At 35.6% G+C, this 13,155-nt stretch carries 12 protein-coding genes; 10 read left to right on the plus strand and 2 right to left on the minus strand.

Translation table 11 applies throughout. The features are described from left to right. The first annotated feature begins 172 nt into the window (after positions 1 to 172). From ACPF9A_RS08730 to ACPF9A_RS08745, 4 genes are all read left to right on the plus strand, one after another. On the plus strand, positions 173 to 742 hold the full coding sequence (locus tag ACPF9A_RS08730) for a hypothetical protein (RefSeq protein ID WP_424003580.1): 570 nt from the start codon (positions 173 to 175) through the stop codon (positions 740 to 742). Between the two features lie 313 nt (positions 743 to 1,055). After that, on the plus strand, positions 1,056 to 2,405 hold the full coding sequence (locus ACPF9A_RS08735; protein WP_423997572.1) for an IS110 family transposase: 1,350 nt from the start codon (positions 1,056 to 1,058) through the stop codon (positions 2,403 to 2,405). 780 nt (positions 2,406 to 3,185) lie between these two features. Next, positions 3,186 to 4,394 carry a group II intron reverse transcriptase/maturase gene (gene ltrA / locus ACPF9A_RS08740; protein WP_424003582.1) on the plus strand — a complete coding sequence of 403 codons (1,209 nt, stop codon included), beginning with the start codon at positions 3,186 to 3,188 and terminating at the stop codon, positions 4,392 to 4,394. A 454-nt stretch (positions 4,395 to 4,848) separates the two neighbouring features. Beyond that, positions 4,849 to 5,241, plus strand: coding sequence for a hypothetical protein (locus tag ACPF9A_RS08745; protein WP_424003584.1), 393 nt, complete (start codon positions 4,849 to 4,851; stop codon positions 5,239 to 5,241). Between the two features lie 298 nt (positions 5,242 to 5,539). Here the strand turns inward: ACPF9A_RS08745 and ACPF9A_RS08750 are convergent, their stop codons facing one another. Both ACPF9A_RS08750 and ACPF9A_RS08755 read right to left on the minus strand, forming a co-directional pair. Then, the gene (locus ACPF9A_RS08750; RefSeq protein ID WP_424003586.1) at positions 5,540 to 6,172 is read right to left on the minus strand and encodes a hypothetical protein; all 633 of its coding nucleotides are present in this window, start codon (positions 6,170 to 6,172) and stop codon (positions 5,540 to 5,542) included. A gap of 67 nt (positions 6,173 to 6,239) precedes the next feature. Then, positions 6,240 to 7,685 (minus strand): hypothetical protein, encoded by a 1,446-nt coding sequence (locus ACPF9A_RS08755; protein ID WP_424003588.1) that lies wholly within the window; start codon positions 7,683 to 7,685, stop codon positions 6,240 to 6,242. Between the two features lie 41 nt (positions 7,686 to 7,726). Here ACPF9A_RS08755 and ACPF9A_RS08760 point away from each other — a divergent pair, with 41 nt between their 5' ends. The 6 genes from ACPF9A_RS08760 (at position 7,727) to ACPF9A_RS08785 (ending at position 12,762) form a co-directional block, all read left to right on the plus strand. After that, the gene (locus ACPF9A_RS08760; RefSeq protein WP_424003590.1) at positions 7,727 to 8,986 is read left to right on the plus strand and encodes a hypothetical protein; all 1,260 of its coding nucleotides are present in this window, start codon (positions 7,727 to 7,729) and stop codon (positions 8,984 to 8,986) included. Between the two features lie 31 nt (positions 8,987 to 9,017). Next, complete coding sequence (locus tag ACPF9A_RS08765) at positions 9,018 to 9,239, plus strand: hypothetical protein (RefSeq protein ID WP_424003592.1); 222 nt, start codon at positions 9,018 to 9,020, stop codon at positions 9,237 to 9,239. Between the two features lie 137 nt (positions 9,240 to 9,376). Then, positions 9,377 to 10,711 (plus strand): sulfatase-like hydrolase/transferase, encoded by a 1,335-nt coding sequence (locus ACPF9A_RS08770; protein ID WP_424003594.1) that lies wholly within the window; start codon positions 9,377 to 9,379, stop codon positions 10,709 to 10,711. A 26-nt stretch (positions 10,712 to 10,737) separates the two neighbouring features. Then, complete coding sequence (locus ACPF9A_RS08775) at positions 10,738 to 11,547, plus strand: YHYH protein (RefSeq protein ID WP_424003596.1); 810 nt, start codon at positions 10,738 to 10,740, stop codon at positions 11,545 to 11,547. A gap of 5 nt (positions 11,548 to 11,552) precedes the next feature. Next, complete coding sequence (locus tag ACPF9A_RS08780; RefSeq protein WP_424003598.1) at positions 11,553 to 12,110, plus strand: toxin-antitoxin system YwqK family antitoxin; 558 nt, start codon at positions 11,553 to 11,555, stop codon at positions 12,108 to 12,110. Continuing rightward, positions 12,100 to 12,762, plus strand: coding sequence for an SCO family protein (locus ACPF9A_RS08785; protein WP_424003600.1), 663 nt, complete (start codon positions 12,100 to 12,102; stop codon positions 12,760 to 12,762). Before ACPF9A_RS08780 ends, ACPF9A_RS08785 begins: the two co-directional genes overlap by 11 nt. The last annotated feature ends 393 nt before the right edge of the window (positions 12,763 to 13,155 follow it).

Below are 13,155 nucleotides of genomic sequence, written 5' to 3' on the forward strand. Positions count from 1 at the left end.
CATATGTTATATATATCTCGTATTGGAAGGATATATAACATATGTTATATATTTAATTGTTGTGCAACATTTTGACAATCCATCGGCACTATTCCACAATTCAGCATTAAAAGATTTTTAAAACTGCAAAAATATTGGAATTTTGAGCATATTAACCAACCGAACTAGAATAATGAAACTAAAATATTTAGCAATAATCGGACTTGTTTTTTTGATTGTCAATCAAATAATGCTCTTAGGTGGAAATGAATTTATACAAAATCAACAACCGATTGACTATGCCCATTGGCTATTATTAATTGGAGCATTGTTGTGCCTATCCTTAACCTATATCTTTTCAGATAATATTTTTAGCAACTTAGCAACAATTTTGACTTCTTTAGGTATAGTTGCTCTAATCGGACAAGCAACGATAGATTTTTTATGGTGGAGTTACGGAACTGATTTTGAAGGAATGGAAAAACTAACAAGTCAAATAATGGAAAGACCATCAATTCGAATTCCTTTTATGACTATCGGACCAGCGTTATTCTATTTTGGACTAACAACACACGCAGGAAGATTCATAAAAACGCATACGTTGTGGTCAATATTAGTATTTATTGGAGTAATTGGTATTGGATTGGGTGCGTTTGCTTTTGACAGTAGAATGCTTATTGTTGTTAGTCATATTTTATTAACTATAGGCATAGTGGTGCTAATTTTCAAAAAGGACATCGGACTTCAAAAGCAGACGGCATAAGTATTGCGAGAAAAAACGTTGCACAACATTCCCCACATCAGAATCCGATTAATTCCTCGAGCTAACGAATCGCAAAATCCTATCTTTTTTTTATTTTTATATAGGCTCACTACAAGGTCGATTTTTCAACTGGTGTTACCTTTTGGGTAAACTCGGTCAACATTCTGATTGAAGTACTATCATTCTTGCCTTTAGGTTGAGTTTGATGTGATAATTCCAGTGGTACTGCATCTTATGCAAGTCCGATCGAGATATTTTAGAATTTATACAGTACTTCTTTTGAGCCATTTTTATAAACCTAAATAATTTTGGTATGAACAAAAAAATGGAACTGGACATCATCAATCTTCACTGTGCTGGAATTGATGTGGGAAGTAGAAGTCACTTTGTCGCCATTGGACAAGACCTCAGTGATGTAAAAGAATTTGGAGTGTATGCAGAAGACCTTCAGGACATCTGTAATTGGCTTTTAGGGAATGGCATCAACTCTGTTGCTATGGAATCTACTGGAAGTTACTGGCAGAACTTATATGCTGAACTCGCTAAAAATGGATTTGACATTATTCTTGCCAATGGAAAATTTACTAAAAATGCCAAAGGCAAAAAAACTGACGTAAAAGATGCACGATGGATACAAAAACTACACGCTCTTGGACTATTGAGTAGTAGCTTTTTACCAGATGAAACTACGGAAATCCTAAGAACCTATTGCAGACAAAGAACAAACTGGTTACAATTAGCTGCCGAAGCTTCCAACAAAATGCAGAAGTACCTAAAACTACTTAATATGCGTTTAGACGTAGTAGTAAAGGATGTATGTGGGCTTACCGGGCTGAAAATTATTGAAGACATCTGCAAAGGAAATTTAGACCCAAATTCTTTAGCGAAACACAGGCACTATAATTGTCGAAAATCAGAAGAAGAAATTGCCAAGGCTCTAAAAGGCAATAACAGACAGGACTTTCTTTTTGGACTCAAACAAGAATTTGAAAGCTACCAATTTTATCAAAAGAAAATAGCAGATTGTGATAAACAAATTGACAGGTTCCTTAAAAAACAAATCAATCTTGACCCGATTAAAAAAAAACTAAAAACCAAAGCAAAACCTTATAAGCGCATAAATAAAAATGCCCCAAAAATTGAGTTAAACCAATTGGCTTTTCAATATTTTGGAGGCATAGACCTAATGCAAATAGAAGGTCTAAGCCACGCAACAGTACTCACTATAATTAGCGAAATTGGTTCTGAAGGATTTAATAAATTCCCTACTGCAAAACATTTCACCTCTTGGATGCGACTTGCACCGAATAATAAAATATCTGGAGGAAAAGTATTAAGTCATCGCACACCAAAAGGAAGTAATCGAATAAAAACAGCACTCAGGCAAGCTGCAAATGCAATCGGAAATCTAAAAGACACTCATTTATCCAATTTCTTTAGAAAAATCGCTTTCAAAAAAGGAAGACAAGTAGCCGTGAGTGCAACCGCTAGAAAACTGGCTGTTATCATTTGGAATATGGTCACAAAAAAACAAGCCTATCAACCACCTACTGACTATTTATTCCTAGATCAAAAAAGAAAAATGGGACTCGTCAAAAGAATTAAAAAACAAATCAATAAATTTGACATAAAACCAGAAGATCTCGATTTTTCAACATCCTGATTTTCAATAACTAAATTTGACGTTAGTCGAGATGCTATAAACAATACGGGCTTCGGGCTTATTCGCTGGGTTTGTGTATTTTTATGATGTCCGCAAAATCTTTGGGATTTTGCTTTAAACAAGGAAAAGAAAAACAAAACCAAAAGATTTCGCTATGTGCATGGCGGAAAGCAAACGCTAGTTTGCTCCCGTACTGTTCATAGTGTGCCGAGCAAGCAACGAGCGGCAAATTACTCGTTGTGAACTGTAATTAAGATGGTGGAACCGACCCACCAATGTCGTCTTATAGGAGAAGGCGTTAAACCACCTAAAGGTGCTGTTGTTAAGATCAATGGTATTGAGCGTTTAGGAAACGGCTAGTCAAGAACTGGTCAGGTATTGATAAAAGAGATGAACGAAAGTGAACCCCTTTTGAGGTGTCGAGAAGTAGGTACACCCTGTCAAAAGCTACGAAGTATGATACGGAGTTAAAGAGTATAGCGATTACCTATTTATTGGCTATACGGCAGGCGTCATTCAGGGGGCATGAATTTTATCCAGGCTTAGTTACGGAACTCGGGAACCTGACTATAAATGCTAAGGGAAATACACAATAGGATCAACCTAGAGGTAGAATACCAAAGTTATTTTCAGGGACGGACCAACCCGTAGTAGCGTTGAAGTTTCTGTAATGGGAATGGAGCAAAGGGGTTAGGTTATACAGTTGCATTACATTTAACAACTCACTATTCGAGGATGACTTTATGCGATGAAACAAAATCAATACCTATAAGCAAAGCCATGATATGGCAAGCTTACAAGAGAGTGCGAGCCAACAAAGGAAGCGCAGGTATAGACTTGGTCAGTATCGAGCAATTCGAGACTAACCTTTCTGCAAACCTGTACAAGCTTTGGAACCGTATGGCATCGGGAAGCTATTTCCCCCCTCCGGTCAAAGAAGTGGAGATCCCCAAAAAGGACGGGAAAGTCCGAAAACTAGGAATACCTACCGTAAGTGACCGAATAGGGCAAATGGTAGTCAAGATGTTTTTAGAACCTCGTTTAGAGAAAGAATTCAGTCCAAACTCCTTTGGTTACAGACCTAAAAAGAGTGCACATCAAGCACTTGAACAGGTCAGGAAAAACTGCTGGAAAACAGACTGGGTAATCGATCTAGACATTAAAGGTTTCTTTGATAACATCAATCATGACAAACTGATGCTTGCTATAGAGAGACATGTACCCGAAAGATGGGTCAAATTCTATATAGCACGTTGGCTGGCATGCCCAGTAATGACCAAATCTGGAAAACTGCTCGTAAAACAAGGAAAAGGAACTCCGCAGGGTGGTGTTATAAGCCCCTTATTGTCGAATCTCTTTCTACATTACGGTTTTGACAGATGGTTAGAACAGACTGACAGAACAGTAAGTTACACACGTTATGCCGACGATGTTATCGTAAACTGTAAAAGTCAAAAACATGCTGAACGAACACTAAAGGCTATCCAAAACAGAATGCACCGAATAGGTTTGGAGTTACATCCAGAAAAGACCAAAATTGTGTACTGTAAGGACTATCGTAGAAAAGGAAAATACCACAACGTTAAATTTGATTTTCTAGGCTATTCTTTTCAACCTAGAACTTCCAAATCTAAAAAGCGAAGTGGGCTATTTCTAGGCTTCGATTGTAGCATTAGTATAAGTTCGAGAAAACGTATTGCAGCTAAGTTAGCAGAACTTAAAGTGCATAGAATGACCTCTAATAGTATCGTAGGTATTGCCAAAATCCTCAATCCCATGATTAGGGGATGGATCAATTACTACGCGAAATTCAGGAAGTCTATGCTACACGGAGTCTTCAAACTATTAAACAATCGTTTAGTGAAATGGGCAAGAAAAAGGTATAAACGTTATAAGACTAGTATAAAACTTGCATACAAATGGTTCTTTAGAATTCAGGAACAGTTTCCTAATCTATTTTACCATTGGAAAATGGGATATACAAAGTGAAAACGTTAATTTAGATTTGTATAACAAGAGCCGTATGATGGGAGACTATCACGTACGGTTCTGTGAGAGGCTTGGGGTGAAATTCCCCTTGTCTACTCGACCACAAGACCGTTATCAAAGTTCAAATAAAGGATGACTAGTGTAATTTTTGTTTTATTGGCTTTTGTAGTAATCATATTGATTGCTTTTGGTATTAAGAGAAGTGATAGAAAAATTTTCGACATCTTAGCCTATTCAATTATAGGAGTAGGATTGTTAACGGGTTTGTTTTTCTTGTGGTTTATGATGATGTTTGGAAAGGGGTATGGGGTTTGAATTCAAGATGTTTATGGATTTCATTTATAATAGTAAAAGTTCAAATAAAGGATACACTTACATTCAAGCTCAATCGTTGTAAATCAATGTGTTTAACTATATTTAAAACAGCTGTCTAATTACTTAATAGAATATAATAATGAAAAAAATTATCGCTTTAACCTTATTCCTTCTAGTTGTTTTATCGTGTTCAGACTCTAAAGATGGAGACTGGGACGATAATATAAAACTGTCCCAAAAAGAAGTACAATTTTCTTCAACGAATAACAATGTTGAAATATCAACGGAAGGAACTGGATGGTGGATTGACGAAGTTACTATGAATGGTGAGCCATTTGACTTAGATGGAATTGATACAACTAAGGAGAATTTTATTATTGAACAAGCTGAATTCTCTATTGAAAGAAAAAATTCAACGGAGATTTATATTTCAATGCAACAAAATCAATCTACAACTGAGAGGGTATTGCTAATTGGACTTCAAGCTGGTAATTATTTCGATGGAATAAAAGTTACGCAGTCCGGGAATTGAAAAAAGCAATAAAATACAACTCCCTATGAAATGGCATTGTCCAGTACTTAAAAGTTTTTTTAGGATACAAGTTAGCACACCAAGTCGTAATTCGAAAAGATAATTAGAGATTTAATTCCTCCGCCAATTTTAAAAAAAAAGCCGATAACTTTTACCGGCTCAAACTCGCTAATTCAAACTTAAGAACGTATCCACGAATGGCACTGCGAAGTTATTTAGTTCAAATCGGTTCGGATAGAAATTTAGTTATTCAAATTGTTATTAAATTGTATTGTGAAAGTTCAAATAAAGGATCAAATTACTTCAATATTGTTACCTTTCTAAATTCCCCTTTTGAGTTGTTTCCTGTCCAAAGTCCAACTTTATCGGAAACTTGCTTTTCAAGTCGCTTAGCTTTCAAAAGTTCAATATTTGATTTTTTATCATACACCGAAACATTCTGAGAGTCAATTTTCACAGAAATTGAAAACCAATCATCGCCTGATGGAGCGTTGATATATTCTGACTCATATTGCCCCTTAAAATTCTTTCTCAAATAGGACCAAGTGTTTTTTGGTTGACTGATGTACTGAATTGCATTTCCCTTTTTTTCCTTTGATTCGAAATTAAACGGTCTGAAATAAATGGACTCATAAGTGGAGTCATTTTGAATATTAAAGGCAATACCGACAAAACTTTTTCCAGGATTATTTTCTCCCTTAAGTTCCAAGTCAATTGTCCCATTGCTGAACTTTACATTTTTAAGAATTGCCATGCCTCCAAGTGGTTTGGCAATTAATTTCAGGGTATTTTCTGGTTTTTCAGTAATTGAGATTTCTATATTATTTGCAAGTTGTAAATTCTCCTTGTCGAATCGTATTTCCTTATCAGAGCACGAAGTTAACAGCGTCGCTATAAAAATAGCATTGGCAATTAAGATGTTGGTTTTCATGATATTCTTTGATTTATTAATTAGGCACATGCTTCTTATTTAGGGTTAGATAGACTTGAAGTAATAGTTATTGCTCTATCGACAATCCTTTCAAACTCTTGATTTTCGCAATAAATCCCCAATTGAACTTTTGGCGATTATCAGCTGAAAGTAGGAATAGTAATTCATTAGTTCCCTTTCTTAGCTCCAATTCAATTCGCTCGTCTTCAACAAACACTCTTCCTTCTTTTCCTTTTCCGATTGGGGGCTGAAAATTCATTCCCTTATCAAATAGTGTTTTGGAGTTTAATTGAATGACCAAATAATCTGCATAGTCAAAATTTAGGTTGACGGTCTTTGTCGTATCTGATGTTATCGTACATTTTAACGCTACAGTTTTGGTCATATCATCATAAAACCGACTGATATTGATAAGGCCATCTACATCTGCTTCTATAGGTTTGAACTTAGAATCATTAACGAGCAACGAATCTATTTGGCTGATAAAGTTAATAGAGTCCTTAGTAAACATTTCAGACATCTTCCATTTGGTCAAATATTGAGAAGAAAGCAGATTTTCATTTTCTAGTTGTTCGGGAGCTTTAGAGGGTTTTATTTCCTTAATAGAAAAATTGCTAAAATATACTTGGTCAAAATCACTTATTAAACTTATCAGTCCCTTTTCCGCATTGCGTTTTAAATCGGCCACCGTGAAGGTCGGCGTACTCATATCCCCAACGTAAACCTGCATTTTATTATCCCATACTTTGACCTTTATATGAATCCAAGTGCGGTAATCTGAAAAAGCTATTTCTTGATTTATCTTTTCGATAATCAATGCGTTTTTGTTTTGCGGGTCGTATATATATTGGGTTGTAGCATCTGCAAAATCTAGAATTGATTCTTCTGAGAATGAAACCCCTTTGTCGGCTAATGCGTCAATAAGTTTCTTGCTCGCTTTTCCTTTGGTCAAGTCACTCTCAAAGGAAGATGGTAAAGTGGCCACCTGTTCTCTGGGAAATATCGCATTACCCTCGTATTCAGGGTAATTGTACAGTTGCCAAGGTAAACTTCCGCTATAAACCGGAACATATTGCAGAGCATCCTCCTTGTTGCTCATTGGCACCCGTAGATAAAGATATTCGTAGTTTATATCGTCCTGAACCCTAAATCCCAATCCTGGATATTGTCCGTTGACATAAAATTCCAGTTGGAAGTTTTTAATTTTTTGGTTTTTTAAATAAATTTTTTGGCTTGGCTCTAAAAGTATAGCTTGCCTTCCCTTATACTCCAAGATATTAATTTCAGATGCAGAACCATCAACGTTTGCGACGCTCCAATTATCTTCGGTAAAAGGAACTTTTAGCGATTTACCATTATTTTTGTTTTCTTGCGCGTAGCAAAGTTGGACAAAACAGATACTTAGCATTACTAGAAGATGAGCTCTTGATTTCATAATAATTTTGATTTTATTTAATTGACAGGAATCAAATTTAGAATTACGACCTTTCTTTAAGGAGATATTGCTGTTCATCTGTGTTCAAGTTTGTTCAAGCCTTCAAATAGCTAAATAAAATGGAAGAGTATAAAGAACATATTGCCACATGTTTTCGGCTAATTGCAGAAAAGCAATCTAAAGGCTCTATCGCTTCTTGGGATACCAATGATTATAAAAAACTTAGCGAACTCGTAAAGGAAAGCTCAGGGACATTATTGAGTGTTTCTACGCTCAAGCGCATAAGCGGTAAAGTTAATTATAGTTCAAGACCCAATAACACCACATTAGATGCGCTAGCCCAGTTTTTGGAATATCAGGATTGGCGAGCATTTGTTGCCGACCAAGAAGCTATTCAGCCTCGTAAAGAAAAAGTTACAAATTCTGGGGTATGGCCTAAATTCATAACAGCTTTTTCTTTAGTTGCAGCTGCTATAATTGTCGCTTTCTTTTTATTTAGAAATGAAAAGAAAATCCATTACGTTTCAGATGACTTTAGTTTTGAAAGTAGACCCGTTAGTACGGGAATACCCAATTCGGTCGTTTTTGATTACGATGCCAGTTCTGCAGAGGATAACGCTGCGATTGAAATTCAACAGGATTGGGATGAATCCAAGAGAATACAGATTACCAAGTCAGATAGCATTGCCACTAGCATATATTATCGTCCCGGTTTTTTCAAATCAAAACTTGTTGTTGATTCCATTATTGTTAAGGAAAGTGATGTATTCATTACAACCAACGATTGGATTGGAATGATAGAACAAGACCCCCGTCCAATTTATCTAGATGAATCGGATATTTCAGACAAAGGAAAAATTTCAATTACCGCTGAAACCCTCGCTGCTCATAACCTCGACCCTAGGACTTCAAAAGTTATATCAAGTTTTTATCAGGTAAAAGATTTTGGGGATTTGTATACTGATGATTTTGAAATGTCCGCAACAGTAAAAAATGATTTTGAAGGAGGGGTTAGCGCTTGCCGAGCGGCTCAAATTTTCATTCTTTATGATGGTGGGGCTATAGGAATACCCTTGGCAAAAAAAGGATGTGTTTCAGATTTGACCCTAATGACGTTTGATGGTTTCGTTGATGGGAAAAAGAATGATTTATCGGGATTTGGAGTTGATTTTAATGATTTTGTAGAATTGAAATGTATTTCAAAAAGTAATAAACTGGATGTAGTATTAAATGGCAAATCAGTATATCAGATGAATGTTCCTGACTCTCCTCTAAAAATTAAGGGTATTACCATTCACTTTGAAGGCGCTGGTTCGATAAAGGAGGTTATATTTAAAAAGAGCGAAAAAATAATCTATTCAGATAATTTCTTAAATTGAGATTTGGTAATAAGTAAAGTTTAAATAAAGGATGAATCTAACTGAAGTAAAGAAGGGCAAAAGAATTCAATTTGTGAATGATGAGCATAATCATTTTATGGAAGTCTTCCTTGTCATGGACAGAAATATGGAGTTTGAAAATGGTTTTAAAATTAGGCTCAATGGGGAACTAATACATAGCTATTCTGATTTTCAACCTTTTTCAAGAAAGTGTAGGTATTTAATACATGAATTTGAATTAGATGAAAATTAATAGTTTAAATAAAGGATACGTTAGAATAAAAAACGGGAATTAACAGCAATACTGCCCCAGCAATAAAACGAATTTGAACGGGTCGCCTTTAAACCTTTTCCAACTTTTTTAGTCCTACTAAAATAAAAAAATATATAATGCAAATTAATAAGATTCTAATACTTGTTTTAACATTGTTTTTCATCACCTGCAATCCAGCTGATGACACAACTTCCGGTAAAGACGATGAAACAAAGGAAGAACCGACTGAAGGTTCAACATATAATAGTCCCAATATCCTCTTGATCATTGCAGATGATATGGGCTTAGACGCCACACCAAATTTTAATATCGGTGATATAAAACCGTTGATGCCCAACCTTAACAAACTAATGATTGAAGGTCTCACCTTTTCAAATGTATGGTCAAATCCTACTTGTACACCTACTAGGGCTGCAATGATTACAGGTAAATTTGGTTTTCGAACAAACATGACCCAAGTGGGCGATGAACTGTCTACAGCTGAAACTTCGCTCCAAACATATATCGGTCAAAATTCTGACGGAAACTACACGAACGCTGTCATTGGAAAATGGCATTTGTCCAATAATATTGAGCATCCAAAAAATATGGGTGTTGAATATTTCGCGGGATTTATTGGTGGAAGTGTGCCATCTTACACCAATTGGGATTTTGTAGAAAACGAAACGACGACTTCTTCAACAGATTATACCACTACAAAATTTACTGACGTTGCCATTGATTGGATTGCAGATCAAAGTCAACCTTGGTTTTTATGGCTTAGCTACAATGCTCCACACACTCCTTTTCACTTACCTCCGGATAATTTACATAGTCAAGGATTGTTATCTATAGATGAAGCCAGCATAGCTGCCAACCCAATCCCCTATTACATGGCATCACTAGAGGCTATGGATACAGAGATGGGAAGACTTTTAGATGCTATGACAAAAGAGGAAAAGGAAAACACTATTATAATATTTATTGGGGATAATGGAACGCCAAACCAAGTTGCACAAGGGTATGGAGATAGAAGAAACAAAGACACTATCTATCAAGGTGGTGTAAATGTGCCTATGGTTGTTAGTGGAAAAGATGTTAGCCGTAGTAATGAAATCGAAAATGCGCTGATCAATGTTACGGACATATTCGCCACTATTGCAGATATAGCTGGTTCAGGTGTAAATGAAATAAATGATAGTAAAAGTTTTAAAGAATTGTTGAACGGTTCCAATGATTCATCAAGAGAATTCGCCTTTACTGAAATTGGAAGAGATGGCAATAGTGCCGATGTAGCAATACGTAATGAAAGCCATAAGTATCTTATGTTTTCTGACGCTACTGAAGCTTTATATAATTTGCTTTTAGACCCTCTAGAAAGTCAAAATCTTTTAGGTACGACTACGCAAGGCGATACCGATACTTCTGAACTGAATAAACTTAAAGCGGAGTTGATCCGTATTCATCAATAATTATATAGAACAATAAATTTAAAACCATGAAAAATTATATAAGTATATATCTAATGGCATTGCTTGTCTTATCATCTGTTACATCATGCACAGATTCAAGTTCTTCTGATGACGAGGTCATTGAACAGACCGATAATTCCACAAATGATGACTCAATGGAAGGTGATTCCACTACTGATGACAATAATATTTCAACCATTTTAGATTTGTTTGATGGTACAGGTCTATCTTATGAGCTAACAGATGATTCTGTAATTTTCACCACTGCCGATCTACCGGATCATGAAAGTCCGTATTGGGAAGGATCCAATCCACTTTATGCCGAATATGATGGCACCAACGCTGATTTTAATCTGAACCCTAATATGATTGAAGAAAAGAATATCGTTATTACTATTCCATTAAATCCAGCTCCGGCCACTACTAATGAATCCACAAGTCTTGGTCCTATCGGTGTTTCTAGAAACGGCGTAGTTTTCTTTAATCAATATGCGGGTCCGGACAATCAGCCTTTAACATTCGAAGTAAATTCATTTGATCAAGGCGCAGGCCATCCAACGGGTAACAATATGTACCATTATCACATAGAACCGCTTTCATTAACTGACCAGTTTGGTGCAGAGGCCTTTCTAGGATTACTTGCAGATGGTTATCCTGTATATGGCCCTGAAGAAAACGGACTAGAGATAACTAACGATGACTTAGATGAATTTCATGGTCATACAAGTGCAACCGAACATTTTCCTAATGGTATTTATCATTACCATATTACAGATGCAGACCCTTATTTAAATGGAAACGGTTTCTATGGTACACCAGGTAATATAAGTCAGTAAATCATATGCGAATCAAAGCAATCATATTGTGCTTGTTCGTCTGTCTTTTTTCTTGTAATAAAGAAAAGGTGATAGTGGATAAGGCGAATGACGAAATTGAGTTGGTTAATGGAGTACTGTTCTATCAGAATACTCCTTTTAACGGTCTACTTGTTTCAAAATATGATGATTCTACTTTTAAAACGAAATTGGAATATGTTGATGGTAGAAAAGATGGTTACGAAAAGCAATGGTATCCAAATGGTCAACTTTCTCAAACTCGTTGGTATACCGAAGGACTAAAAACTGGAAATCACATAGGTTGGTGGGAAGATGGCCTGCAAAAATTCAGTTACCAGTTTAACGAAAAGGGCGAATATGAAGGTAACAGAAAGGAATGGTACCGTAATGGAAAATTGATTCTTGATTTCAATTATTATAAAGGAAAAGAAATAGGAAGCCAGCGTATGTGGACAGACAGTGGAAAAATCAGAGCTAATTATGTAGTAAAGAACGGAGAACGTTTTGGTCTAATCGGGCTTAAAAAATGTTACAGCGTAAATATAGATTCCAATGATTTGTAGTAGAACTCTTATATTTGCGTTAGTGTTAGCTAGTTTTGTTTCTTGTGTTGATAAGCATAAAAGGAAAGACAGCTTGGCGATTGTTGAAAATAATGAAGTAACGAAATTACCCTATTTCAATTCTGCCATTTTCACCCCTGAATGGGAAAAAGGAACTCATAAGATTCCAGATTTTTCGTTTACCGATCAAAATGGGGAGAATATTACCAATGAAACCTTTGAAGGAAATATTTATGTCGCTGACTTCTTTTTTACGATCTGTCCCGGTATCTGCCCACAACTCACAAAAAATATGGGTATTTTACAAGATGAATATAAAGATGATCCAGAAATAAAACTAATATCACATTCCGTAATGCCCTGGAACGATACTGTGGAAAAACTGGCAGTTTATGCCAAAGAGAATGAAGTAAATTTACCACAATGGCATTTGGTTACTGGAGACAAAGATGCCATTTATGATATTGCCAGAGACGGTTACTTTGCTGATGAAGATTTTACAAAAAACCAAGATGAAGATGGTTTCATACATACTGAAAATTTCATCCTAGTAGATGGTAATGGTTATATCAGAGGTGTTTACAATGGTACTTTACCTCTAGAACTGAAACGGTTAAAACGACATATTGAAATTCTTAAAAATGAAATATGATGCTGTAGATGACCGTAATAGTGCCAAAAAAGCACCTTACTACAAATCATAGTAATTCTTATTGAAGTTCTATTTTCGTTAATTCGAGAACCCTGTAATTTTCGGTAAATTCAGGAAGAATACTAATGGGGTCATACATCATTAATGGAATCAATAAAGTAGGTACTTCAAATTTATGCCTGAGAAATAAAATGTTCATAATGCCGTAATACCGCCGTTTTATAGCACATTTTTTTCAAAGCGGAGAATATTGGACCTGGGTGATCCGGTTCTGGACTTATTTAGTCTTTTCGTTAATTAATTTTTTTCGAGACATTACAAGTTCAAATAAAGGATTGTTTTACCAGATTATAAATCTAAGCTGATACTGAAGTAATTTTTATATTTTTATTG

It is taken from the genome of Maribacter sp. IgM3_T14_3 (assembly GCF_049603095.1).
In the GTDB taxonomy this organism is placed as follows: domain Bacteria; phylum Bacteroidota; class Bacteroidia; order Flavobacteriales; family Flavobacteriaceae; genus Maribacter.

Excerpts from the sequence above, each read along its gene's own strand:
- ACPF9A_RS08730 (WP_424003580.1), top strand. The coding sequence starts at position 173 with ATGAAACTAAAATATTTAGCAATAATCGGACTTGTTTTTTTGATTGTC.
- ACPF9A_RS08735 (WP_423997572.1), top strand. The coding sequence starts at position 1,056 with ATGAACAAAAAAATGGAACTGGACATCATCAATCTTCACTGTGCTGGA.
- ltrA (WP_424003582.1), top strand. The coding sequence starts at position 3,186 with ATGATATGGCAAGCTTACAAGAGAGTGCGAGCCAACAAAGGAAGCGCA.
- ACPF9A_RS08745 (WP_424003584.1), top strand. The coding sequence starts at position 4,849 with ATGAAAAAAATTATCGCTTTAACCTTATTCCTTCTAGTTGTTTTATCG.
- ACPF9A_RS08750 (WP_424003586.1), bottom strand. The coding sequence starts at position 6,172 with ATGAAAACCAACATCTTAATTGCCAATGCTATTTTTATAGCGACGCTG.
- ACPF9A_RS08755 (WP_424003588.1), bottom strand. The coding sequence starts at position 7,685 with ATGAACAGCAATATCTCCTTAAAGAAAGGTCGTAATTCTAAATTTGAT.
- ACPF9A_RS08760 (WP_424003590.1), top strand. The coding sequence starts at position 7,727 with ATGGAAGAGTATAAAGAACATATTGCCACATGTTTTCGGCTAATTGCA.
- ACPF9A_RS08765 (WP_424003592.1), top strand. The coding sequence starts at position 9,018 with ATGAATCTAACTGAAGTAAAGAAGGGCAAAAGAATTCAATTTGTGAAT.
- ACPF9A_RS08770 (WP_424003594.1), top strand. The coding sequence starts at position 9,377 with ATGCAAATTAATAAGATTCTAATACTTGTTTTAACATTGTTTTTCATC.
- ACPF9A_RS08775 (WP_424003596.1), top strand. The coding sequence starts at position 10,738 with ATGAAAAATTATATAAGTATATATCTAATGGCATTGCTTGTCTTATCA.
- ACPF9A_RS08780 (WP_424003598.1), top strand. The coding sequence starts at position 11,553 with ATGCGAATCAAAGCAATCATATTGTGCTTGTTCGTCTGTCTTTTTTCT.
- ACPF9A_RS08785 (WP_424003600.1), top strand. The coding sequence starts at position 12,100 with ATGATTTGTAGTAGAACTCTTATATTTGCGTTAGTGTTAGCTAGTTTT.